The sequence below is a fragment of the Gluconacetobacter azotocaptans genome, assembly GCF_014174355.1.
GTDB classification, from domain to species: domain Bacteria; phylum Pseudomonadota; class Alphaproteobacteria; order Acetobacterales; family Acetobacteraceae; genus Gluconacetobacter; species Gluconacetobacter azotocaptans.
On record NZ_JABEQF010000001.1, the window covers coordinates 56,197 to 79,612 of the forward strand.

The window sequence follows — 23,416 nt, forward strand, 5'->3', positions numbered from 1 at the left end:
CTGGCCATGCGCGCGCTGATGATCCAGGGCACGGGTTCGAATGTCGGCAAATCATTGCTTGTGGCGGGCCTGTGCCGGGTTGCGCGGCGACGGGGGCTGTCGGTGGCGCCGTTCAAGCCGCAGAACATGTCGAACAATGCGGCGGTGACCGAGGATGGCGGAGAGATCGGCCGGGCGCAGGCGCTCCAGGCATTGGCCTGCGGCCGCGCGGCCCATACCGACATGAACCCCGTCCTGCTGAAGCCGGAATCCGACACCGGCGCGCAGGTGATCGTGCAGGGGCGGCGCGTCGCCACGGCGCGGGCGCGCGACTATGCCCGGCTCAAGCCCCGGCTGCTGGCGCCGGTGCTGGAGAGTTTCGCGCGGCTGCGGCAGGGCGCCGATATTGTCATCGTCGAAGGGGCGGGCAGCCCGGCCGAGGTGAATTTGCGGGTGGGCGATATCGCCAACATGGGTTTTGCGCGGGCGGCGGATGTGCCCGTCATCCTCGTGGGGGATATCGATCGGGGCGGGGTCATCGCCCAGATCGTGGGCACGCACGTCGTGCTGGACCCGGCCGATGCCGCCCAGGTGGCGGGTTTCCTGATCAATCGTTTTCGCGGCGATCCGGCCCTGTTCGATGACGGCTATGCCATGATCGGGCAGCGTACAGGCTGGCGCGGCTTTGGCGTGGTGCCGTATTTCGCCGAGGCTGCCCTGCTGCCGGCGGAGGATGCGCTTGACCTGCGCCGAGCCGCCGGAGGCGGGGCATTGCGGGTAGCCGTGCCGGTGCTGTCGCGCATCGCCAATTTCGACGATCTCGATCCGCTGGCGCAGGAATCGGGGGTTACCCTCCGCATGATCGGCCCGGGGCATGCCATTCCTGGCGATACCGACCTGATCATTCTGCCGGGAACCAAATCCACCATCGCGGACCTCGCCTGGCTGCGGACCCAGGGCTGGGATATCGATATCCGGGCCCATGTGCGGCGTGGCGGCCATGTGCTGGGCATCTGCGGTGGCTACCAGATGCTGGGTCGAACAATCCGTGACCCGCTGGGGCTGGAGGGCGCAGCCGGCGACGTGCCCGGCCTGGGTCTGCTGGACCTTGTCACGACGATGCGGCCGGACAAGCGTCTCTCGCGCGTGGAGGCGGTCCATGCGGCCAGCGGCGAGCCGATGGCAGGCTATGAAATCCATATCGGTGAAACCACGGGCGAGGCCCGTTCCCGCCCGTTCGCCCATGTCGCGGGTGCGCCGGAAGGGGCCCTTTCCGCCGACGGGCGAATCATGGGCAGCTATCTGCACGGCATGTTCGCCGGCGATGCATTTCGCGGGGCTTTTCTGCGCCAGCTTGGCGCCGCGCCTTCGACGCTGACCTATGGCGAAAGGGTGGATGCGGTTCTTGATGCGCTGGCCGAGCATCTTGAAGCGCATTGCGATGTCGCCGGGCTGTTGGCAGTGGCGCGGTAGAGGCAGTCAGCGTGCCTCCCACGGGGGGAATGGTTCTCCTGCCGGCCGACGCGGTGCAGCAAGGGCATGTCGTGGTCGCATTCAGGGTCGAGACGTCAGAGGCCGTGAAGTCCATCGGATCGGTCTTTCAGACCGGTGGGCAGGGCCGTCCAGCCACGACCGCCCTGATCGCGCATCATGGGCCGCCGATCGGCAGGACGATGAGGGCCATGAGGGCGGCCAGCATCACCATGGCCCGGCGATACAAGGCCAGCCCGCGGACAAGGTCGCGTGGTCGCGGGTCCGGTGCGGTGCCGTTGAGCCACGGTTCCTCAGCCACCCGATCGGCATAGGTGCGCGGCCCGGAGAGGCGAATGCCGAGCGCGCCGGCAAAGGCGGCTTCGGGCCAGCCGGCGTTGGGCGAGCGGTGAGAGCGCGCGTCGCGCCGCATGATCCTCAACGCTGTCGTGGTGTGGCGCGACGCAAGCGCGAACAGCAGGCCGGTCAGCCGCGCGGGAACAAGGTTGGCCACATCGTCGATCCGGGCGGCCGCCCAGCCGAAGGCCTCGTGACGGGGCGTGCGATGGCCGATCATCGAATCCATCGTGTTGATTGCCTTGTAGGCGGCAATGCCGGGCAGCCCCAGCAGCATGCCCCAGAATAGCGGGGCGACGACGCCGTCCGACGTGTTCTCGGCAAGGCTCTCCGCCGCCGCTCGCGCGATGCCCGCGCCATCCAGCAGATCCGGATTGCGGCCGACGATCATCGATACTGCCCCGCGCGCACCAGCGAGATCGCCGGCGGCCAGCGGTTTGGCGACGGCATCGACATGGTCGTACAGTGACCGCACGGCCACCAGCGGCCACGCCAGGATCCCGGTCAGGATCACCCCGGCCCAGCCTTCGGGGAGCAGGCGGGATACCGCCAGCGCGATCCCTGCCGTCAGGGCGATCACGGCACCCGCAAGGACCACACCGGCGATGCGGCGCGAGACGTTGCTGGTCTTTGCGCGGTTGAGGCGGCGATCGCCGGCGTCGATCAGCGCGCCCAGCCATGTCACCGGATGGCCCACGAGCGCGTACAGATTTTGCGGCCAGCCGAGTGCGGCGTCCAGCATCAGCGCGACCAGCATTGCCGCCGTTGTGCCTTCGGTCAGCATGGGGTGTTCTGGCAAGCGCGAGCCTGAGGCATGGATGTGCCGTGGAAGGTGCCGACCGAATAGCCGATGCCGGTCTGCAGGCGGCGCAGCGCGGCGAATGCGGCGGTACCCCGGTAATCGCAAGGCACGTCGTGGCGTCCGGCAACATGTCCCTCATGCGGCGGCGGTGAGGCGTACCTGATCATCAGCCGTTTGTTGGAGTACATCTGTGCCAATTCGAAACTTCTCCTCCTGCCGGTGAAGAGCTTCTGGTCCTTTGGCGGCCATTGAGCAAGTCGACGGTTGGCGAACCGCGAATGCTCAGTTCTTGCGGCCCATGCGTTCTATATGAACGACGCCGAAGCGTCCGAAGCGTCCGAAGCGGGAGTGGCCCGGCGCGGTGCGAAATGGGTAACGCACAATGCCTCGCTGGCCCTGGCCTGCGTGTTTGTCGCTACGTGATCCGACATTGGGAAACACTCCAAGCGTCATGTTTGGAATATCCGTTCTCACTCATATGGTCGGGCCCCTATGTGCGGACGCTCGGCTTAGAATCTGCCGGTGAAGCTGAGGTACACTGCATTCCCGCTTGGCCGCTTTCGAACGGCGAACTCAGGGAGCCAGCGAAGCGAACTGTTGATCGCCATGCCGCCGACCTTGAACGTATAGCGACCCACGGGACCGACTGCAAAGGAGCGCCCCTGGAAACCGCCCAGATGAATCGCGAGAGCGCCGGTATCGTCGGTTATCTGATACAACAGGGAACCAGCCAACCCGAGACCCGGGCCTGCGGTCCCGATCGTTTTGGTCGCTGCGGTATCGAGGTGAAACAGAGTGCCGCTCCGATATTTGGTCTTATCGTTTGTCGTATTGACATCGATGCCGACATTTTCCGAAATATCGAGACCGATCTTCGGTTGTGTCCAACTGTAGGACACCGTTGGCGTGAAGGTCCTGTAGTTCATGCCGATATTCGCGAGCGAGCCGCGATTATAGGGGCCCGTTGGCGCGAATATGTCGATCCTACCCCGAAGAAAATGCCCTCCGCTATGCCAGCCAAGAATCACCGGCGTAATGATCATGTCTCTCAGCCCGCCGCTCGTGTCCGATCTCGATAGCCGGCCGATACTGCCTCTCGCATCCAGGTATTGCCCTGGCCAGGTGATCCCGGCGGCGAACGCGACGGGGCCGACATGAAGGTTGGAGACATAGATCGCACTCAGTGCAAAACTGCTGAAAGCTGCGTGAAGACCGGTGACCACGTTCCCTGCTACGGGAATTTCCTGCGACTTACGTGCCCCTGCATCGTAATAAAGATTTACGTCCGACCAGTACAGTCCGGGTTGTGGAGGTAGAACACCTGCCACGGGCGTCACGTAGGCGCCCACAATGTAATGACCGGCGCCACCCTCCGTCGCCATCGCAGAGGGTGGCGCCACACTTGACATCGCTCCCACGAGCATGGTGCCGCACCATGCGTATGTCCGAATCCCCACGCTCTTCCCTCCCTTATCCTGTCACAGCCTGAATCACCTCGACCGCGCATGGGTCAGATAAACCGCCAGAACACGCACAGAGACCTCACCAGCGAGGCGTAGTTATCTAAATCAGCATGCTGGATATTAAGTTGGTGTAAGATTGGGACGGTAAGGCGGACGATATTATCACCGTAAGGTGCCTGGTTATGTAAAAAATGATCTCCTCGTGCTCAATACATGGATTGTGCAGTAACTGTTCAAGGATTGCGAGGTGGGAAATGCCTTCCCAAGAGGAAACGTGACGGTATTGTCTCGTCACGCTTCCAATTGAACGCAAAGACCTTCCCGACGTGGCCTGCCCGGTTTTGGTGAATTTACACCCGAATACATATTGCAATGTTACAGAGCTCACACCGGGTCGACGGACGCAGCGGGATCAATCTGGTATTTGTCGTTCCCCACGTTGGTTTTGTTGTCGGTCGGGCATTTCAATGTCGGAGTAACGCTCCACACGATACGGCGGTTGCCGCCCGACACGTGTGGGCCTGCCTGGATTGAACAGAGCCGCTGTTCCGAAATCGCCAGGCCCGGTAACCATTTCTGATGACGGGAATGCCCACCTCAGATTTCCGCGGGGCGTCCGATTTCGGTTTGGATAGATATTCATATCTCCTCTCCGGCCCGGTTGCGCGTGCTGACAAGGCATGTGCCGAACCTTAACGATATCGGCCCCAAAAAAGAAATCGGGTAAATCATGGATGACGGTGCATCGTGCATCTCAGCTGGAACCGTCTGTCTGCTCGCCGTCATGGTCAGGAAATATCTGGTGCCAGTCCTTTTTCATGGACACCACGACCCAACCGGCCGGCCCCGCCATGTCCAGCGCCTTGGCGAGCCGCCCGATGTCGCTGTTGCGGTCGTACGCAACTTCGCGTTTCGCATCATCGTGATGCACAATCAGACCAAGACGGGAACCCGATCCTCTTGTCGTGTATTGCAGCATCTGCAGATCGCCGTCCGAGTTGCCAAATGCAGCGATCGGCCGCTGCCTGATGAATTTGCCGATTGCTTCCGATTTTCCAGCTCCGTCATCGATAAAATCGACCGCGGGTAGACGAAATAATTCGCCCGTTCCGCCTGCGGACACCTGGTGACGTGTTTTAATTGTAGAGCCGATGACCTGCTCAGGTGGGATGCCATAAACCTTCTCGGCCCATACGCGCATGAACTCAACGCCGCCACCCGATACGACGAAAGTCCTGAAGCCGTGGTGACGCAGGAAATCGAGCAGTTCCAACATCGGTTGGTAGATCATTTCCGTGTAAGGTCGGCCGGATTTGGGATGACGGGCCGTGGCCAACCAGTCCGCCACGACTACTGCGAATTGTTCCGACGTATTGCCCGCATGGGTTGTCATCAAAATTTCGACTATTCCTCGCTGACCCGTTGCGGCCAAGGCAGACATATCGTTATCAATCGCCGCCTTGAAAGGCTGCTGCGTCCGCCACTCGGGATGTTGCGGCAGCAACTGCCGGACACGATCGATGGCGAACATGAGCTGAACAGTCGGAACTTCGCACCAAAGAGTGCTGTCATTGTCAAACACGGCAATCCGCGCCGCAACAGGCACAAAATCCCTTGAACCGGCTGTCGTTACGGCCTGTACGAAATCCGTAATGGCGCTTTGTGCGGCCCCGTCGTTCCAGGACGCAAGAACCCTGCCGGCGTGTGCAGGCGTTGCCGAAGCTTCGACAGTCAGGGCAGACGATGCGCTCAGGCCTGCCGCAACATGCCCGAACGATCGTCGCGTGGTCATGACTGAACGGGCCATCATCATCTCCTCGATGTAAATGCGAGCCGAGACCACCGAACGCAGGCCGAGGGAAAAATGTCCCTCAATTAAAGAAAGATAGGATTTTTTATTAATAATGCGACGGCGAGGATAACCGGCGGACACTGTTACGTCACAACGGCGTGGGATGTGCGTCGCTCCGCCATGAATCTGGCTGCGCAGCAGGTCTATGGAGGACGTGCAGCGGCCTCAGGCCAGCAGAACGGCATTGCTCGCCGCGATCACGAACGAGACCATACAAGAGAATGCCGAACTCCGACGCTCTATCGAAGCGGAGCAAGGTCATCGCACCGCCCTGCTGGATGCGTTTGCGAGATTGGCGCCTTAGCGCACGGCCTTCCGACAGGACACCCTCTCACTCGCCGGGTGTGTCGATCTTTGTCCAGTCGAGGTCGGGATTGAACGTGACAACGCGCGCGACGCGCGACGACGTATCCGGGCCCAGATCCTTCTGGAATACGACGCCTTCCTTGCCGACGATGAAGGTCATGATCCCCGATGCACCATAAATGGCGGGCCATGCGATCAAGGCAAATCCGTCAACCATCTTTCCTTCGCGAACGTAAGATTTGGCGCCATCGGGCGCGTCGGGGCCGCTCGCAGTCAGAATACGATACCGATATCCCTCATACGGCACTGGATTATTCGGGTCGATCTGGCTGGAATAGCCCTCGGACACCGCAGTTGTGAAGAGAGGCGTGAGGGGGCTTTCGGGTATGCCGGGGGTTGAGGGCCAATAAAGACCATCGTAATTTCCGGAGGTGCTTGCCAGCCGCATTGCGTAAACCCCGGTACCCGTTGCCTGCCTGAACATATCAAAATAGGCGTGTTGGGCGTCGACATAGGCAAGGCATATGCGAATGGCTGCTATTTCGTTCCTACCGATACGACGATTGATGATCTCCTGCGCGCCGGTACGCGAATCAAATCGCCATTTTCCCGAGGTACGAACGATGGGAATGGGCATCGGCCAATCACTCGGACCGACCTGGATGACCATGCGATCCGGCGCGATTGGCGTAATCTTGTGACCGGCGTCGTAAGCCTGCAGGAAGTTCATGGCTTGCGCGCGGTCTTTGACCGCGTCGCCGGAGCGAACAAGCGCCTCGCTGCCGGGACCGAGCACTTTGCCGATCGCTCCTGCATCGTGCGTCTGCAAGGCGCCGACAAGCGCCGTTACAGCGTCTTGAGGGGAAGCGAAGCTCGGTTGATCCGAACGCGCCATGGCGGGGCCGCCATACAGAATGGCAAGCGTTACCAGCGTGGTCGTCCCCAAGCGACGTCCGCCTCTCTTTTTATCGGCGACCATGAAAACCTCCCCTGCCACCACCACGCCCTTGAGACCTGCCTCCACCGCCCTGACGCTGAAAATTGGCCGATTGCCGACTTTGCGCGCCGCGTTGACTGAAAGCACCAGTCCGGCCACCATCACCAACGCCACCAAACGCGCCAGAACGCTGAAAGCCGCCACTTTGCGGTTGAAAGCGCTGCCCGCCCGCTCCTTGCCCACGTGCAGCGCCGTTGGGACGTCCCTGAAAACTGGGCTGCGGACGACTGCCGGGGTTCAGGTTTGGCCGGTTGGCCGGGGTGGAGCTTCTGGGATGCTGCGGCGTGGGCCTGTTAACGAGGTTACCGGCCACCGGGACACTCCGCCGGCCGATTGAGTTGGTTGGCAGCCCCGTGCTGCGAACCGGCCGGCCCACGGGTCCACCGGCGGGTCTTTGCAGGTTGGTCGGCCGTTGACCGCCAGTCCGGTTCCAACTGGGGCTCCACGTGCCGGAGGTCACATGCTGCCGGTTCGTATTGATGTTATTGTAGCGACTGGCGTTCACATTGACGTTGCCATGGTTCCAGTTCGGACTCGACCACCCCCAAAGCGAAGAGCTGATGGCTACCCCTGTTCCGAAGGCAAGGCCGCCGAGAAGGGCGGTGCCTGCCACGTAAGCCGGCGCGGGAGCGGCTTCGACCGGAGGATATGTCGGGTAGGGCCACGGGCCGTAGACGGTCGATGGGCTGTAGGTTGGAACATAGACCACGTCGGGTTGGGCCGGTTCGACGATGATCGTCTCTTGAGACCCGCCATCCGATGGGGCTTGCGTCCGCACGGTCTGCTGCGGGGTCGATTGCAGATGGTTTTGCGCCTGTGCCTGACGGCGAAGTCTTTGTACGCTGTTCAGGACGTCTTTTTGCTGATTTGCAAACGCATACCCCAATTGCTGGGTCCAACCGAGATTGCCGTTCATCTGTGAAAGCGCCTGCGGGAAGGGAATGAGAGACTTCACACTCGGATCCCAGTCGAGCGCATCGAGTGCCTTGGTCAACGCGGCCCCCTTGAGCGACTTATGCGCCGGATCGGACGCCCAACGCTCGGCTTCGACGATTTCCACCGGAAATGTCGACGCTATCAACATCTGAGTGAGCAGCGTGTCCGGGTACAGGGCGATGGGCGCAAGCAACGCGTCGATCTGTTCCATGTCGAACTGGTCCGCCCCGGACTGCTGCTGCACCGGGGTAGGGCTGGCCTGGGCTTCTGCGCAATTTGGCCATGCAGCGTTCAGAGCCAGCGCTGTCGTCAGTATGGGAAGCCATTGACGTTGCATGATCGCGCTTCCTTTATGCAGCGTTTCACGAAGTCGGGTTAAGTGGCGGAAGTGCGTTGGTTGTCTTCCTGTGATGACGTTGGCGTCGGAGCAGTCGCGCCGCTTGACCCAGGCGACGAGCATCGCCACGGTTCCAGCCCCGGGATGGTCCGAACAAATGCCCTTCCAGGATGGCGGCTTGCGCGTTCAGTTGCGGAGAGGACGATTCACCCACCCGGCACGCGATCCAACGTTGCAGCGTCCGAAAGGTGGCTTTCGGATCTGCGGTCCGACATGCACGCTCCAGGTTCCGCAAGGCGACCCGCTCGTCACCGTCCCATGCCGCGCGGAGTGCCGAAAGGCGCGCGACAATGCGGTGACGCCATGCACATGCCAGTATTACCACACCAAGCACGAGAGGCAGGCCAAGCATGCAAGGGCCGGCCAAAAACCTACCTCGCGATATTACCCTGTTGGACAATGCCGCGCTTGTGACAGTCACCGCTCGCCCGGGCACGCTCAGTGAGTGTGCCTCATTGTTTTGAAGGTCCCACCAGGGTTGGCTTACTCCCGGGAGGATGGTGCGACCGGATCGTTCAAACACATAGGTGACATGGTCCGTCCGCTGTCCGATAACCGCGCCGTGTTCGACCCTGTCCTCAATCACGGGGGCATCGACATAGACCTGGACACCGGGGGGAGCAACAAAATCCAGCGCCGAGAGCGCAAGCCCCGGTACGTCGGTCGCGCGCCGCGTGACCACTCTCTTAAGCGCATCACCGACGTGGAATGTTCCTGAAGGGAAGGGCGCCCAACTCTCGGTCAGCGTCACGTCGGGGGAGGCCACAATCGGCTCCGACGGATCGAGCCCGGGTGGCACGATAGCCTTCAGAGATAGACCCGGCCCCGTCATCGTCCCGCTAATTCCCCCGCCTTGTGCCAGTAACGTGACCTGGAAAGGGGGAAAGTGAAGTGTGACCGGCCGGCGCGGATAAACGTCGAACGCGAAGCGCTTGCCAATGTAGCTTCTACCATCGAGCTGAGCCGTGATCGTCGTTGCCTGGCTCTCGAACCGCAGTACCTGTGGGCCCTCCATGCGAGGCGATGCGACCCGCGGAGGATAGGCCATTTCGTCCGGAAAAAGGACGTCAGCAAAGATATGCACGGCTTGGCCGACCATCACGGTCCCCGCGGGTTCGCGCGTGGCGCGCAGCAGCACCGTTGAGCAGAGGCATACTGTACGCACATGAAGCAAACGATCAGGATACCTAACGCCTGTATCATGGAGCCGTTCCCTGCTGCTCAAGCTGGTAGGCGAATCGGGCGCAGAAAATCTGCCCGTCTGGTTTGCACACGGCGTAACCACAAGGCCCGGATCGCTTCATCCGCCATGGCTGGAACCGCGGCGTCATCAGGTGCAGGATGGTCGTCACGATCCTGATCCCGGCGATATCTCTCATCGGGCACGACCCGTTCCTGCCCGGTCTGCTTGCCCTGGAGGCGAGAGAGGTTTTCGGCCCGGGCGAGAGCCAGAGCCAGAGCAGGATTGGCAATGGCGTCTGTCCATCCCGGCCGCATTGCCAGCGCCTGGCCATACTGCCGGACCGCACGCATCCGTATATTTTCCAAGCATCACCAGCGCGTTTCCTCGGTCGTAAGACGACACCGAGGTCTTCGACAAGGCAAAGCTTTGTTCCGCCTCGACAAAGCGACCCGCCTTCATCAGGGCGACACCACGCCAGACCGGATCGGCGAAGACGTCGGCGGCGCGGTCGAATTTGCCATGTCGAAGCAGGGATGCGCCTCTCTGGTCCGCCGTTGCCCAGAGCGCGCGCCAGACATCGCGCCAACTGAATCCCGCAAGGGCTATGGCTGAAGCAACGACAATCAGGAGTGCTGCGCGCCTCATCCGCGCAGCGTCAAGCCTCGCCGGAACCAGGGCAGCACCGTGAGCGCCAGCAGCGGCACCAGGTACCAACCGCCATCGCGCCAGCGCTCGGTGGCGCCGGGCTGATCCGGCCTGACGCCTGGCCGCGACAGGGAACGACCGAGAGCAGTGACATCTGCCGTATCGGTCGTCAGGTGCGTTATCGTCACCCCCGGCGATCGGGCGAGGTCGGCGAAACCTTCCCCAGGCTCGCGGCCCGGTGGCAGCATCGGCAGGATGGCGATCGGGAGGCCCTGCTTCGGAAAGCGCGGCGTGGGAGCCACTTCGTCCGCCAGCACGAATATCGTGCCCCCCTGCCCACTTTCCGACAGCATTTGCCGTGCATCGGCGATGGCGGCAGGAAGCGCGTCGCCCGACTTCTGCATTATTGTGGAAGACAGAGCGCGGGCCATCGTAACCACGACACCATGGTCGGACGTCGGGGGGAGCACGAAATGTGCCGAACCCGCATAGGCAATCAGGCCGGCCGGAAGTGTCGGTTGCGATTGCAGCAGGTCGGTGACCTTCTCGACCGCACGTTCCAGCCGGCTCGGCTGAAGGTCGGTCGCCTCCATCGAGGGAGTCACCCGCAACAGGATCATCACCGGTGCAGGATCGGCGGCGAAAGGCGAGGGTTCACGCTGCCAGGAGGGGCCCGCGACCGCGAACGAGCCGAGCAGCCATCCCCCCAGAAGAACGTTTTCCGGGCGGAGCCAGGTCCGGCTTCGCGCATCCACCACGAAGTGGATCAGCAAATCGGGATCGATCACAGCCCGCCATCGCCGCGTAATGTCCGCCGAAAGGTGATGCACCAGCCACAGCACACCCGCCGGTACCATGGCCAGTAGCCAAAGAGGCCCCAGGAAATGAAAGGCGGACACCGCGCTCATGTCCGTCCCGATATCGGTCGTCGCGATCGGCGCGGCCGCAGCCATGACGCCTGTATGCCGATCGTCAGCATCAGGACCGCGCCGATCGGCCACCAGAACAGGTCGCTGCGCGGGCGCTCGGACACAATGTCGATTTCGTGTGTCTCCGTCGCGTTTATCTGGCTATGGACCTGCGCAAGGCTTCCGCGGTCCATGGCTCTGAAGAAGCTGCCGCCCGTCGATTGCGCGATATCGCGCAATGCCGCCTCATCCAGTTTATCCTCCCCCACCGCGGCCGGATCACCGATTGCAACCGTTATGTCGATCCGCAGGACATGGAGATGCGCGGCATGCTGGCCGCCCTCTGCATCGTAAAGGGCGAACCCTTCGCGCGGATGGGAACGCCCGCAAGCTGCTCGATCTTGCGGCGAAGACCGCCTACAAGATGGGCCTTGCTGTGTCCTATGAGCCGCAGACTATCGTGCCCGACGGCTTGTGGTATCCGGACCGGCATTGGCTGAATGTATTTCCGGGCAACGCAACGTTTACCGCCGAAACCTTCAATTACATTGACCCACGCACTGGCTTCTTCACCAACGCCTATTCGGCGAGCCCTGGTATGGCGGTCAACATGGAGAATGTCGGGGCCAAGTATCCAGCCACTTTCGTCGACGCTTCGGGCGCGTTTCTCTCCGGCGACAAGAGCTACAGGCTCAATCTGCCCAAGAATATTCCGGCGGCGCTGTTCTGGCCGGTCACCGTCTACGATTCGATGACGGCGACCCAAGTGCGGAACGGACAGCCCTTCGCCTCGATCAACACCATGGACAAGCTGCCGATGAACACGGACGGTTCGACCGACATCTATCTGGGGCCACAGCCGCCGGGCGAGGGAAAAACTGGATTAAGACCGTATCCGGCGAAGGCTTCTTCGTGATCCTGCGCCTTTACGGGCCGACCAGGGCCTTCTTCGACAAGAGCTGGAAGCCTGGCGACATCGAGTTCGTGAAATGACCCCGGCCATGCCGACGGCCCATCGGACGACGGAGGACCGCGATGCACAGGACGACGATGCTGACGATCGGACTCGCATGCGTGCTTGTAACTCCGGCCCTGGCGCGGAACTAACTGACGACAGCACCTTACCTGTTCGAGCGGGGCTATCCCACCGCAGACACGGCGCGACGTGCGCGCGACGATGCCGCCCGGGAGAACGCGGTGGTTGCCTATTGCTTCTGGTACCCGGCAGTGTCGGTCGAAGGGATCTTCAATGGCAACCGGGCGGTTGGCATCGAAGACAACATGTCCATGGGCATCGTGGCTGCGGGGCCTCGACAGGTTGGCTTCACGCTCAATTCCGACACGCCCTACGGAGCGGCTGCCCTTGGGCGAAGTGCCGGTTGGTTATCAGGTCGGGCGCTCGTCCTCGTACAAGCTGCTGCTCGCCGTTCGAACACTCCCGGTCGGGGGGAAATGTTCCGGCGGCAATGGACGCGTTGCGCAAGATCAAGATCTATCCGCTCTCCACCGCCGCGAATCCTGTGCTTATGACGTTCGTCGACACGACCGAAAAATCGATGGACAGTTCCTCGCTACACTGGGAAGGGAACCTCCAGTTCTGGGAGGTGCTTAACCGCATCATCGACATCGAGCCGCCTGTCGACAAGTTCCTGCCGATGTACGGGCTGCTTGCCACGCTCGGCATCGAGAAAGGCAAGCCGTTCGTGCCTGACGCGCGCATGAAGAACATCTTGGAGAGTGCCGCCGTCGAGGGGCGGAGGCAGATGATGGTCTCCGCCTTCGACAGTGTGCGACCAGATCGGTTGGCATGGCCAGACCGAAAGTGGGAATGGGTTGGCCTGGTACCGGGGAGCGCCCAGTTCGAGACGCCGGCCGGAATCGATCTGGAGGCGCGCGACCGTTGGTTCGCCCAAGCGATTGTGACATCGCCTGCCATGTTTCGTCGCACCGTCGGCGCCGGCTCGCTCTACTGGCTCGCGGCGCGCGACCGGACCGGCGCCTATCTGGATGGTGGAAAAAGTTACACGCTGCGGATTCCGCAGCCGGTCCCCGGGAAATTGTTCTGGCCCGTGACGGTATATGATGCAGAGACCCGTTCGGAGGTGCAGACTGACCAGGACGAGGCCGCGCTTCGGTCAATGGTCGAACTGAAGGATGTCGCAGGGAGGGCGCCAGTCGATCTGTATTTCGGCCCCACGGCACCTGACGGATACGAAAACCGATGGATCAAGACCATTCCTGGTGAGGGCCGGTTTGCCTATATCCGCATCTACGGTCCGGAGCAGGCGGCATTCGATGGAAGCCGGAAACCAGGAGATTTCGAAGAGATGAAGTGAGTCGCGTCAAATGCCAGGGCGGCTGAAGTGTCATATCCGCTTCGTGCCGTTCCAAGAAAGACATCGGTTGCCGCTAATGATACGAACCGGCACGGGGTCCGCCGATCGGATGGTGGGGTGACTGAATTCCGGCCTCTTTTATCTGTGTCGTTCTCGCGGATCCCGTGCTCGCGGCACAGATCCGTGGCCGTCTGCGTGAAAATGGCCTGTGCCACGCGTATCATTCATCTTCGGCGGAGGTTTCCCGGGAAGCATCGCTGTCCGGGGTGCGCGTGGACGTCGATGCGTGGCTGATCCGGCGGAAGAAGGCGGTCAGTCCCAGCGCCATGAAAACTGTCAGAACGGCCAGTGTCTGCCTTTTGCCTCTGCTCCGTGGCCGGGACCGAAGACCGCCGTCAATATGTCCTTCGTCGGCGGCCGGGGCGAACAAATTGCCGTCTGTTGTCGCCGCGGCATCGGCGGTCGCGAAATAGCGCGTCAGAATACGGTTCATGATTCGTGCCGTCATGGCCGGGGCCAGCATATGGACAAGTCGACCGCCCCAGGCTGTTGACCCGATCATGACGGTGTCCTTCGGGTGGGCCAGAAGGTTCACGATGGCGGCGGCAACGCGTCGCGCATCCAGCAGGGGTGGTGGTGCCGAGAGGCGGTGCCCGGTGTAATTCGCACCATGCGAAATGCCGGGCGTGTCGACAAAGCTGGGATAGACATCGCAGATGTGGATGTGGGGATGCCCGGACAGTTCCCCGCGCAGGGCTTCGGAAAATCCACGCAGGCCGAATTTGCTGGCGCTGTAGGCGGCGGCATAGGGTGCGGCGCAGAAACCGCCCACCGAAATGACATTGACAAACGTGCCGAACCGCTGGTCGAGGAAGATCGGCAGAACCGCATGGGCGTCGTTCATGTGACCGAGCAGGTTTGTCCGGACGACCTGTTCATGGGCCCTGATGGGGACCTCGTGAAATCTGCCCACAGCGCCGACGCCGGCATTGCTGACCCACATGTCGATCGTGCCGGCAAATACACGGGCCTGCTGCGCCAGGTTCTGGACGGCGGCGGCATCGGTCACATCGGTCGGGATCACCGTCACTTGGGCGCCGGCGTCGCGGCATCGCGCCGCGATGGCATTCAGGGCGTCAGCATTGCGGGCAGCCAATACCAGCATTGCACCCGGGCGGGCCAATGTTTCCGCTATCGCTTGGCCGATACCGCTGGATGCACCTGTGATCACCACGTTTGCAGAGGGAAATTCAGGCATCTGTCGGGTCCTTTCGGCGCGGGGCCATCGGTCGCGAATGATCCGGGGAGCAGGCCGTGGGCGCCCTGAAGCGCGCCATAGCGTCGGGCCGATGTCCCTTTCAATAAGCAACCGACGGCGACTGGAGGCGTTCATCGCCCTATCCGAAAATTGTTGGAGGACACGGCATGGCACGGCCAGCCAACGAAACGAGGATCCGCTACGCCGTCATCGGGTGCGGTCAGATTTCCCAGCAGGCGTTCATTCCGGGAATTGCAAGGGCGGACAATTCGGTCCTGAAGGCTCTGGTTACGGGGGACATGGAGAAGGCGAGAGCGCTGGAGGCCCGATACGGTGTCCGGGTCTGGCATTACGATGACGTGCCGGCCCTGATCGCATCGGGCGAGATCGACGCGGTGTATCTGGCAACGCCGAACGCGCTGCATCGACGCTATGCGGTCCCCGTGCTGGAGGCCGGGCTGCATCTTCTGCTGGAAAAGCCCATGGCCACCAGCGTCGAGGACTGCGAGGCCATTCTGACCGCACAACGCAAGGGCGGCGGCAAGTTGATGATAGCCTACCGCCTGCATTGCGAGCCCGGTACGGTGGAATTGATTTCCCGCTGCCGGAAAGGGGATTTCGGCCCCCTTCTGGGCTTCAATTCGACATTCGGGCAGGACTTTGCCGAGGCGAACCATCGCGGCCATTCCGGCTACTGGTCGGGCCCGGTGCCCGACATGGGTACTTATCCGCTGAATGCCGTTCGCAACCTGTTCGGCAAGGAGCCGCTGGAGGTTCACGCAGTCGGAACGCGAACGCCAGGCCGGGGCTTCAATTTCGACGACACGGTCTCGGTGACTTTGCGTTTTGCGGAGGGAAAACTGGCGCATTTCATGGTCAGCTATGCCAGCGCGCCGGTCGAGAATTTCACGCTTGTTGGACACCAGGGGACCGTGCAGGCGGGACCGTGCTTCATGTTCGGGCCATCCATCGCCATCACCTACACGACGAAGATCGACAGTAGGGAGGAGGTGCGTCGCCATGAGCCGGTCGAGCAGGTCGGCGGCGAGACGGCCCATTTTTCGGATTGCATCCTCAAGGATCGCGATCCCGAGCCGAACGGCGAGGAAGGCCTGCGCGACGTCCGGGTGCTGGCCGCAGTGGAGGATTCCCTGCGGACCGGACAGACACAGTCGCTGGCGGCGATGGCGCCCGCACCGGGTGTGTCCGACAGACAGGTCATGCGGCTTCCGCCGGCGGAGGAGCCGGACGGCAGCGACCTGATCGGCGTGACGCTCCAGTCTGCCTGACCTGCCTTCGCCCCTGGACCAGAACGCCGCGACGGCCGAAATGGGGTAACGCGCCTCCGGATCGCGGGGCGCTGCTTGCCCCTCCACAATGACCGGAAAACGAACACCCCTGCGGCTGTCGGCACGGCCCGGCACCCATAGCGGGGGCGATTGGGCGCGGTTGGAAAGCAGATAAGAAAGAGGGGCCATGATCCGCCATCAGACGGACAATATCCGGCGCCGGGACGACGTTGCTCTTGACGGCCTCAGTTTCATGCTGGCCGACGTGCAGGACAATCTGGGCGCCTTTCTGACCGGTCTTCTTGCGGCGTATGGATGGCCGGCGGCCGACATCGGTGTGGCGATCGCGGCCGGCGGAGCAGGGGCGGTGACGGCGCGCCTGCTTGGGGGCTGGGCGCTGGACCGCCTGTCCTCGCGGCGGGGGATCCTGGCGGGTTGCTGCGTCGTGACGGCGCTGTCGGTCGCGATTGCGGCCCTGTTTCCCGGTTTCTGGCAGATTGCCTGCGTTCACTTCCTGGCCGGAGGCGCAGGGGCGCTGTTCTCACCCTTGCTGGCTGCAATCAGCCGCCAGACGGCCGGCGATGATGGCTACATGGCGCGCATGGGGCGCAATGAGTCGTTCAACCATATGGGGAATGCCGTCGTCGCCTGTTCCATGAGCGTCGTGGGCAGTACGGTAGGGCCGCTCGCCCCCTTATGGGCCATCGGCGGCCTGGCGGGCGTCAGTCTGCTTCTGGTGGGCGTGCTGACGTCCCGCGCGGACGCCGGCGAGGTACGGGCTCGCGATACCGCGCCTGATATGGCGAAGGGGCGGGAAACCGTTTGCGTCCTGGCCGATGGGCGCCTGCTTGTCTTTCTGACATGCTACCTGCTGTTCAACCTGGCGAACGGTGCGACGGTTCCGCTGATGATCGAACGACAGGCCGCATTTCATTTTGGAAGCGTTTCTTCCATGACCGCGTTATGCGTTGTCATCGCCCAGGCGACCATGGTGCCGGTGGCGTTTCTGATAGGGCGGTCCGCCGGGCACCGGCCGCGCAAGCCGCCCTTTCTTGTCGCGCTGGCGGTGCAGCCGCTGCGCGACTTCCTGATCATCAGCAGCGCCGGCTGGCCGACGATATGTGCGGCCCAGATCCTGGACGGCGTGTCCTCGGGCATCATGCTGGTGCTCTTTTACGCCGTACTGTCCGATCTGGCGTCGAACGGCGGTCGACGCAACCTTCTGATCGGCGTGGGGCTCGCGGCCGGTACCGTGGGCGCCCTGCTTTCGAATTTCGGCAGCGGCCTGCTGGCGTCGGCCTTTGGCTTCAACACGGCGTTCCTGGCCCTTGCCGGCAGCGGGATCGTCGTTTTTTTCCTGTTTCTGTTCGCCATGCCCGAAACCCATGAAATGCAGATTTCGTCCACGACGCGAGCCGCCCTGACGGGCCCGCTTCATCAGCGGCCGTGCGCGGAGCAGGGCAGGTAATCGAAGGCTGGGGGTATTACAGATGCCTTCGCCGGGCTGGGGGCCGCCTTCGAAGCCCGGCGACGGTGAAGATTATCTTCCGACAAGATCGTGAATAATCTTTGCAATATCGGAAATATCGTAGGGTTTGGCGACAAACCGACTGTGGGTAAGAACGAAGTCGTCCGACACCTTATGCTTCCCGGATGTCACGAGCACGCTCAGGCGGGGCCGGTGCTGGCGTGCCCGCAGAGCCAGTTCCAGGCCGTTCATGGACCCGGGCATGTCGATATCCGTAAAAAGGGCATCGACCTGGGCCATTTCGCTTTCGAGAACCGTGAGCGCTTCCTCGGCATTGGAAGCTTCGCGCACGTCGAAACCGTTGTCTCGCAGTTCATCCGCAACGGCCAGACGCGTCAGAGCTTCATCTTCGGCGACAACGACGCGCAGGCGGCGGGAGGGGAAATCATCAACCATCACCGTTCTCGGGAAAAGACACGCATCTCAGCGGCGACTGGGTGGGGAGGGTTCGATGGGAAAGCGGCACGTGAAGCATGTCTCGCCATCGGTGGACGTGACGGCCAGTCTTCCCTGGTGGGCCGTGGCAATTTCCGATGCGATATAGAGGCCGAGGCCCAGCCCGTGTTGGCTCGATTGGCCCCCTCCTCTGGCGAACGGCTGGAAAAGCTTTTCATGAGCTTCGGGTGGAATGGGTTTCCCTGCATTGGAGACTGACAATTCAAATGACTTTTCATTCGTGCTTGCTCTTACGATGATGGGTTCGTCCGGGTCACCGTGGGTGATAGCGTTGGCCAACAGATTTGAAAATAACTGGGCCACGCGTCCGCTGTCGCATGTTACGGCATGATCCAGCTTGAAACTGGTCTTTATACGTCTGCCCGGATGGGCGGTTTCCACTTCCCGCACAATCTGCTCAAGGCTGGCCTGCAAAGCATATTCGATGTTTCGCTCCAGTACGATGCCGTCTCCCAGGCGTCCCCGGGCAAAATCCATGAGATCGCTGATCAGGGCCGCCATCCGGGCGGTGCTCTTTTGAATATGCGGCACCAGTTCGACCGCCCTTTCCGGGCGACGGAGAAGCATTCTTGCCCCGGACTCGATCGACATCAGCGGATTTCGCAGATCGTGACCCAGAACGGCGATGAATTGTTCCCGAAGTTCGGATTGCGTGCGTTCGCGGGATAACGTGATTTCGTTTTCCGCCAGTCGGGAACTGGCATCCACATGAAAGGCCGCCAGGTCCGCGAAAAGCCGGAACATGGCCAGGATTTCGGGCTTGTCCAGATCATGAGGGACCGGATCGGTCGCGCAGAGCGTGCCGAAGAATGTGCCGTCGGGCAGGAAGATCGGAACCGAAATATAGCTTTGGAAATGATAGAGCTGAGGGGCGACGTGCTCGGCGTAAGTGGGATTCACATCGACGTGATCAATCACAACAGGCTCGCCCCGGCAGAGCACGTCCTGACTGATCGTCGTTTCGACGGGCAACTTGTCCCCGGCTTCCAGCCCCAAACCGATGCCGTCCCGCACGGCGCAGGCAATCCAGTAACCCTGAGTGACACGCGCGATCACGGCAAAGCGCAGGGACGTCGTATGGCGCACGACATCGAGAATCTTGGTGAGGGCTGGAACACGGCCCGCGGCGTGGATATCTTCCCAATATCTTGTCATCTCACCTAACAACCACTCCGCACGAAAATCACTCAAAAATATCGATTGATCCCACGCTGGATGATTACATAAAGCAGGGCGGGGTGCGAGAGGGCATAACAGATTGAATTATAAGGAATTCGGGCCCGGTGCAGCGGCTGCTCCGCGATATCGGGTCCCGACGCGCGGCCAGTAATCAGCGGGGGAAAAGGGCCGGAACCATCCCGGCATCAGGCGTTTATTGGTCAGACATCCATAAAGCGATTGCCTTTCGTCCGGGCAGGAAAGGGCTTCCTCTCATGACCCATCTTCGGCAGATACCGATATCACGCCGTGATCTCATGACCAGCGGGGCGGCGACCGCGGCGGCAACGGCTGTTCCGACCGGCCGCCCGATTGCCCGGACAAGAGAAGCGGACCCCCCGCTCATGACCGTCAATTTCGAGGTCAATGGAATCGCCCGCAGCCTGACGGTCGACACCCGTACGACGTTGCTGGATGCCCTGCGCGAACATCTGCAACTGACCGGCACCAAGAAAGGCTGCGATCATGGTCAATGCGGAGCCTGCACGGTCATCGCCGATGGCCGGCGGATCAATGCGTGCCTGAGCCTGGCGGTCATGCACGAAGGAAGAAAAGTCACGACCATCGAGGGTCTTGGTACGCCAGATCTTCTCCATCCGGTCCAGGCGGCGTTCATTCGTCATGACGGATACCAATGCGGCTATTGTACGCCGGGGCAGATCTGCTCGGCCATTGCGGTATTGCAGGAGATCAGGGCCGGCATTCCCAGTCATGCCACAGAGGATTTGATGGCCCGGCCGCAGGCCACAAACATGGAAATGCGTGAACGCATGAGTGGCAATATCTGCCGTTGCGGCGCCTATTCCAATATTGCCCAGGCCATGGCCGAGGTTGCGGGGGTGAAGGCATGAAGCCATTTACCTACGAGCGGGTTGCGACACCGGCGCAGGCCGCGGCCGCCGTCTTGCGCAGGCCTGGCGCCAAGTTCATCGCCGGGGGCACCAACCTGCTGGATCTGATGAAGCTGCAGATCGAGGTGCCGCCGCACCTGGTCGATGTCGGCAGGACTGGCCTGGACAAGATCGATCCGACGCCCGATGGCGGTCTTCGCATTGGCGCACTGGTCACCAACACGGATCTTGCCGCGGATAGGCGTATCCGTCGGGATTATGGTGTCCTGAGCCGCGCGCTGGTTGCCGGCGCATCCGGACAGCTCAGGAACAAGGCGACGACGGCGGGTAATCTGCTTCAGCGCACGCGGTGTCCCTATTTCTATGACACCAACCAGCCATGCAACAAACGCCAGCCGGGCACGGGCTGTGCCGGGATCGGTGGCGTAAGCCGGCAATTGGGCGTCATCGGGACAAGCGATGCCTGCATTGCCACCCACCCGAGCGACATGGCGGTGGCCATGCGTGTATTGGATGCCGTGGTGGAAACAATCGACGCGCAAGGGCGCACGCGGGCCATTCCGATCGCCGAATTCCACCGCCTGCCGGACAACACGCCTCATATCGAAACGTCACTTACGGCCGATGAACTGATTACAGGCGTAAAACTACCTGCGCCGATCGGCGGCACACAGATGTATCGTAAGGTGCGCGACCGGGCATCTTACGCGTTCGCGCTCGTCTCAGTCGCCGCCATCATACAGAAGGATGGTACCGGCCGTGTTGCGGTGGGTGGCATCGCCCCCCGGCCATGGCGGATCGAGGCGGCCGAAACCGAGTTGCCCCTTGGTGCCAAGGCGGTGACGGACAGACTTCTGGCCGACGCGCACCCTGCCTCGGACAATGCGTTCAAGATCACCCTGGTCGAGCGCACGCTTGCCGCCGTGGTCAGCAAGGCAAAAGCAGCATGAAATTCGACCGGCCCGCGGGCCATAATCCCATCGACCAGCTTCGTGTCGTCGGCAAGCCGACCGATCGCATCGAAGGCAGGCTGAAGACAACCGGCACAGCGCCTTACGCGTATGAGCGGCATGATGTCGTACCCGACCAGGCATATGGTTTTGTCGTGGGCAGCCCGGTGCCGAAAGGGCACATCGAACGCATCGATATCCGCGGTGCAAAGGCATCGCCCGGCGTGATCGCGGTGGTCACGACGCTGGACATGCCGCGCCTCGAAAAGGGGCCGATGAACGCCGCCTATCTGTTCGGCGGTGCTGAAATACAGCACTATCACCAGGCTATTGCGATTGTCGTGGCCAACAGTTTCGAGCAGGCACGTGCCGCCGCCTCTCTCATCCGCGTAAATATTACGGGTCAATCTGGACAGTTCGATCTTTCGACACAGGTAGCGGACGCGCCGCTGGCCCACGGCAAAATCCCGCCGCTGGATCGTGTCGGGGATTTTGACAGCGCTTTCGCTACGGCGCCCGTCACGTTCGACCAGACCTACACCACGCCCGACCAGAGCCATGCGATGATGGAACCCCACGCGACAATCGCCGCGTGGGAGGGGGGCAAGGTCACGCTCTGGACGTCCAACCAGATGATTGCCTGGGCCAGGCGTGATGTCGCCACGGCCCTCAAGATCCCGCCTGAAAATGTCAGAGTGGATTCCCCATATATTGGTGGTGGCTTCGGGGGAAAGCTGTTTCTTCGGGCGGATGCGGTCCTCGCCGCGCTGGGTGCGCGGGCTGCGGGGCGGCCGGTCAAGGTCGCACTGACGCACCCGTTTCTCATGAACAACACGACACATCGGGCCGCAACCATCCAGCGTATCCGTATCGGCGCCACGCGCGACGGTAAAATCACGGCTATCGCCCATGAAAGTACGTCCGGCAATCTTGCGGGCGGTGGGCCTGAAGCCGCTGTATCGCAGACGAGACTGCTGTATGCCGGGGCAAACCGGCTGACTTCCATGCGGCTGGCGCATCTCGACCTGCCGGAAGGAAGTTCGATGCGCGCCCCGGGTGAGGCGGCGGGCATGATGGCGCTTGAAATTGCCATGGACGAAGCAGCCGAACAACTTGGGATGGATCCCGTCCAGTTTCGTATCCTCAATGACACGCAGGTGGACCCGGAAAAACCCGATCGTCAATTTTCCCGACGGCAGCTCGTAAAATGCCTGCAACTGGGTGCCACACATTTCGGCTGGAATCGGCGCAATTCCAGGCCCGCAGCGGTACGAGAGGGGGACTGGCTGATCGGCATGGGTGTCGCGGCGGGTTTTCGCAACAACCTTGTGACGAAATCGGGGGCGCGCGTCAGGCTGGGCGACGGGGGTCTTGTCACGGTTGAGACGGACATGACCGATATCGGCACCGGCAGTTACACGATCATTGCGCAGACTGCAGCGGAAATGCTGGGGGTGGAACTGGGCCAGGTGAAGGTCAGCCTGGGCGATTCGGATTCGCCGGTGTCGGCCGGGTCGGGCGGGCAATGGGGCGCAAACAACGCGACGGCGGGGGTGTATGCGGCTTGCGTGAAATTGCGTCGGACAGTGGCGCGGAAACTCGGGCTGGATCCGGACATGGCCATCTTTGCGGGTGGTCACGTCCAGGCCGGAGGCCGGCATTTCGGACTGGCGGATGCTACGCGTGATGGAGAGCTGGTCTGCGAAGATGCCATCGAATACGGCGATCTTGACAAGAAATATCAGCAGTCGACATTCGCGGGACATTTTGTCGAAGTGGCGGTCGATGCCTTTACCGGAGAAATCCGTGTCCGGCGCATGCTGGCCGTATGTTCGGCGGGTCGCATTCTCAACCCCAAATCGGCACGCAGCCAGGTGATCGGTGCGATGACCATGGGGGTCGGTGCGGCGTTGATGGAAGAGTTGGCGGTCGACAGAAGCCGCGGCTACTTCGTCAACCATGATCTTGCAGGGTATGAAGTGCCGGTGCATGCGGACATTCCCCATCAGGACGTCATCTTTCTGGATGAGGTCGATCCGATTTCATCGCCGATGAAGGCGAAGGGAGTAGGCGAACTGGGTCTGTGCGGGGTCAGTGCCGCTGTTGCCAACGCGGTCTACAATGCGACCGGCGTTCGGGTGCGCAGCTACCCCATTACCCTGGACAAATATCTCGATCATTTGCCGCAAGTCCTGTAACGGCTATCTTGCCGGCAGGTGGGCGGAAACGCGCATC

Annotated in this window: 18 protein-coding genes and 1 pseudogene; 9 read left to right on the forward strand and 10 right to left on the reverse strand. The window is 61.9% G+C overall.

Features of this window, described 5'->3' with window-relative positions; genetic code table 11:
- Window positions 1-6: 6 nt before the first annotated feature.
- Window positions 7-1,452 (forward strand): cobyric acid synthase, encoded by a 1,446-nt coding sequence (locus HLH34_RS00330; RefSeq protein WP_183117613.1) that lies wholly within the window; start codon window positions 7-9, stop codon window positions 1,450-1,452.
- A gap of 175 nt (window positions 1,453-1,627) precedes the next feature.
- Here the strand turns inward: HLH34_RS00330 and cbiB are convergent, their stop codons facing one another.
- The 6 genes from cbiB to HLH34_RS00360 all read right to left on the reverse strand — a co-directional run bounded on the left by cbiB (window position 1,628) and on the right by HLH34_RS00360 (window position 8,622).
- Entirely contained in the window at window positions 1,628-2,590 is a 963-nt protein-coding gene (gene cbiB, locus HLH34_RS00335; protein WP_220791977.1) for an adenosylcobinamide-phosphate synthase CbiB, read from the reverse strand.
- On the reverse strand, window positions 2,584-2,805 hold the full coding sequence (locus tag HLH34_RS00340) for a hypothetical protein (RefSeq protein WP_183117614.1): 222 nt from the start codon (window positions 2,803-2,805) through the stop codon (window positions 2,584-2,586). The genes cbiB and HLH34_RS00340 overlap by 7 nt, the downstream gene beginning before the upstream one ends.
- A 312-nt stretch (window positions 2,806-3,117) precedes the next feature.
- Window positions 3,118-4,008 carry a SphA family protein gene (locus tag HLH34_RS00345; protein WP_220791978.1) on the reverse strand — a complete coding sequence of 297 codons (891 nt, stop codon included), beginning with the start codon at window positions 4,006-4,008 and terminating at the stop codon, window positions 3,118-3,120.
- 817 nt (window positions 4,009-4,825) lie between these two features.
- The gene (locus HLH34_RS00350; protein ID WP_264784202.1) at window positions 4,826-6,004 is read right to left on the reverse strand and encodes an HAD family hydrolase; all 1,179 of its coding nucleotides are present in this window, start codon (window positions 6,002-6,004) and stop codon (window positions 4,826-4,828) included.
- Window positions 6,005-6,254: 250 nt separating this feature from the next.
- Window positions 6,255-7,208: a DUF2950 domain-containing protein gene (locus HLH34_RS00355; RefSeq protein ID WP_183117616.1), complete on the reverse strand. Its 954-nt coding sequence runs from the start codon at window positions 7,206-7,208 to the stop codon at window positions 6,255-6,257.
- Window positions 7,195-8,622 (reverse strand): DUF3300 domain-containing protein, encoded by a 1,428-nt coding sequence (locus tag HLH34_RS00360; RefSeq protein WP_183117617.1) that lies wholly within the window; start codon window positions 8,620-8,622, stop codon window positions 7,195-7,197. The genes HLH34_RS00355 and HLH34_RS00360 overlap by 14 nt, the downstream gene beginning before the upstream one ends.
- Before the next feature lie 1,546 nt (window positions 8,623-10,168).
- Here HLH34_RS00360 and HLH34_RS19115 point away from each other — a divergent pair.
- Window positions 10,169-10,354, forward strand: a complete 186-nt coding sequence (locus tag HLH34_RS19115) for a hypothetical protein (RefSeq protein ID WP_220791980.1) — start codon at window positions 10,169-10,171, stop codon at window positions 10,352-10,354.
- A 29-nt stretch (window positions 10,355-10,383) separates the two neighbouring features.
- On the opposite strand, the gene HLH34_RS00375 is transcribed toward HLH34_RS19115, so the two are convergent.
- On the reverse strand, window positions 10,384-11,340 hold the full coding sequence (locus HLH34_RS00375) for a VWA domain-containing protein (protein ID WP_183117620.1): 957 nt from the start codon (window positions 11,338-11,340) through the stop codon (window positions 10,384-10,386).
- A gap of 565 nt (window positions 11,341-11,905) precedes the next feature.
- Between HLH34_RS00375 and HLH34_RS19785 the strand changes: the two are divergent.
- Together HLH34_RS19785 and HLH34_RS00385 are read left to right on the forward strand one after the other, a co-directional pair.
- Window positions 11,906-12,288, forward strand: a pseudogene (locus tag HLH34_RS19785) (DUF1214 domain-containing protein).
- A gap of 473 nt (window positions 12,289-12,761) precedes the next feature.
- Window positions 12,762-13,631, forward strand: a complete 870-nt coding sequence (locus HLH34_RS00385) for a DUF1214 domain-containing protein (protein WP_220791982.1) — start codon at window positions 12,762-12,764, stop codon at window positions 13,629-13,631.
- Window positions 13,632-13,851: 220 nt separating this feature from the next.
- On the opposite strand, the gene HLH34_RS00390 is transcribed toward HLH34_RS00385, so the two are convergent.
- Window positions 13,852-14,889 carry an SDR family oxidoreductase gene (locus HLH34_RS00390; protein WP_183117621.1) on the reverse strand — a complete coding sequence of 346 codons (1,038 nt, stop codon included), beginning with the start codon at window positions 14,887-14,889 and terminating at the stop codon, window positions 13,852-13,854.
- Between the two features lie 167 nt (window positions 14,890-15,056).
- On the opposite strand from HLH34_RS00390, the gene HLH34_RS00395 reads away from it, so the two are divergent.
- Window positions 15,057-16,178, forward strand: coding sequence for a Gfo/Idh/MocA family protein (locus HLH34_RS00395; RefSeq protein ID WP_183117622.1), 1,122 nt, complete (start codon window positions 15,057-15,059; stop codon window positions 16,176-16,178).
- A 187-nt stretch (window positions 16,179-16,365) separates the two neighbouring features.
- Window positions 16,366-17,646, forward strand: coding sequence for an MFS transporter (locus tag HLH34_RS00400; protein WP_183117623.1), 1,281 nt, complete (start codon window positions 16,366-16,368; stop codon window positions 17,644-17,646).
- Window positions 17,647-17,718: 72 nt separating this feature from the next.
- On the opposite strand, the gene HLH34_RS00405 is transcribed toward HLH34_RS00400, so the two are convergent.
- Both HLH34_RS00405 and HLH34_RS00410 read right to left on the reverse strand, forming a co-directional pair.
- Entirely contained in the window at window positions 17,719-18,102 is a 384-nt protein-coding gene (locus HLH34_RS00405) for a response regulator (protein ID WP_183117624.1), read from the reverse strand.
- 27 nt (window positions 18,103-18,129) lie between these two features.
- Window positions 18,130-19,353 carry a GAF domain-containing sensor histidine kinase gene (locus HLH34_RS00410; protein ID WP_244959527.1) on the reverse strand — a complete coding sequence of 408 codons (1,224 nt, stop codon included), beginning with the start codon at window positions 19,351-19,353 and terminating at the stop codon, window positions 18,130-18,132.
- Between the two features lie 92 nt (window positions 19,354-19,445).
- Between HLH34_RS00410 and paoA the strand changes: the two genes are divergently transcribed.
- The 3 genes from paoA to paoC are packed head-to-tail and all read left to right on the forward strand — an operon-like array spanning window position 19,446 to window position 23,379.
- Window positions 19,446-20,231 (forward strand): aldehyde dehydrogenase iron-sulfur subunit PaoA, encoded by a 786-nt coding sequence (gene paoA / locus HLH34_RS00415; RefSeq protein ID WP_373318570.1) that lies wholly within the window; start codon window positions 19,446-19,448, stop codon window positions 20,229-20,231.
- The gene (locus tag HLH34_RS00420; RefSeq protein ID WP_183117625.1) at window positions 20,228-21,181 is read left to right on the forward strand and encodes an FAD binding domain-containing protein; all 954 of its coding nucleotides are present in this window, start codon (window positions 20,228-20,230) and stop codon (window positions 21,179-21,181) included. Before paoA ends, HLH34_RS00420 begins: the two co-directional genes overlap by 4 nt.
- Window positions 21,178-23,379 carry an aldehyde oxidoreductase molybdenum-binding subunit PaoC gene (gene paoC, locus HLH34_RS00425; RefSeq protein ID WP_183117626.1) on the forward strand — a complete coding sequence of 734 codons (2,202 nt, stop codon included), beginning with the start codon at window positions 21,178-21,180 and terminating at the stop codon, window positions 23,377-23,379. The genes HLH34_RS00420 and paoC overlap by 4 nt, the downstream gene beginning before the upstream one ends.
- Window positions 23,380-23,416: the final 37 nt, after the last annotated feature.

What these genes read in the sequence shown, in the direction of transcription:
- paoC (WP_183117626.1), top strand. Translation starts at nt 21,178, where the DNA reads ATGAAATTCGACCGGCCCGCGGGCCATAATCCCATCGACCAGCTTCGT.
- HLH34_RS00330 (WP_183117613.1), top strand. Translation starts at nt 7, where the DNA reads ATGCGCGCGCTGATGATCCAGGGCACGGGTTCGAATGTCGGCAAATCA.
- HLH34_RS00395 (WP_183117622.1), top strand. Translation starts at nt 15,057, where the DNA reads ATGGCACGGCCAGCCAACGAAACGAGGATCCGCTACGCCGTCATCGGG.
- cbiB (WP_220791977.1), bottom strand. Translation starts at nt 2,590, where the DNA reads ATGCTGACCGAAGGCACAACGGCGGCAATGCTGGTCGCGCTGATGCTG.
- HLH34_RS00405 (WP_183117624.1), bottom strand. Translation starts at nt 18,102, where the DNA reads ATGGTTGATGATTTCCCCTCCCGCCGCCTGCGCGTCGTTGTCGCCGAA.
- HLH34_RS00375 (WP_183117620.1), bottom strand. Translation starts at nt 11,340, where the DNA reads ATGGCTGCGGCCGCGCCGATCGCGACGACCGATATCGGGACGGACATG.
- HLH34_RS00420 (WP_183117625.1), top strand. Translation starts at nt 20,228, where the DNA reads ATGAAGCCATTTACCTACGAGCGGGTTGCGACACCGGCGCAGGCCGCG.
- HLH34_RS00390 (WP_183117621.1), bottom strand. Translation starts at nt 14,889, where the DNA reads ATGCCTGAATTTCCCTCTGCAAACGTGGTGATCACAGGTGCATCCAGC.
- HLH34_RS00360 (WP_183117617.1), bottom strand. Translation starts at nt 8,622, where the DNA reads ATGCTCGTCGCCTGGGTCAAGCGGCGCGACTGCTCCGACGCCAACGTC.
- HLH34_RS00355 (WP_183117616.1), bottom strand. Translation starts at nt 7,208, where the DNA reads ATGGTCGCCGATAAAAAGAGAGGCGGACGTCGCTTGGGGACGACCACG.
- HLH34_RS00400 (WP_183117623.1), top strand. Translation starts at nt 16,366, where the DNA reads ATGATCCGCCATCAGACGGACAATATCCGGCGCCGGGACGACGTTGCT.
- HLH34_RS00385 (WP_220791982.1), top strand. Translation starts at nt 12,762, where the DNA reads ATGGACGCGTTGCGCAAGATCAAGATCTATCCGCTCTCCACCGCCGCG.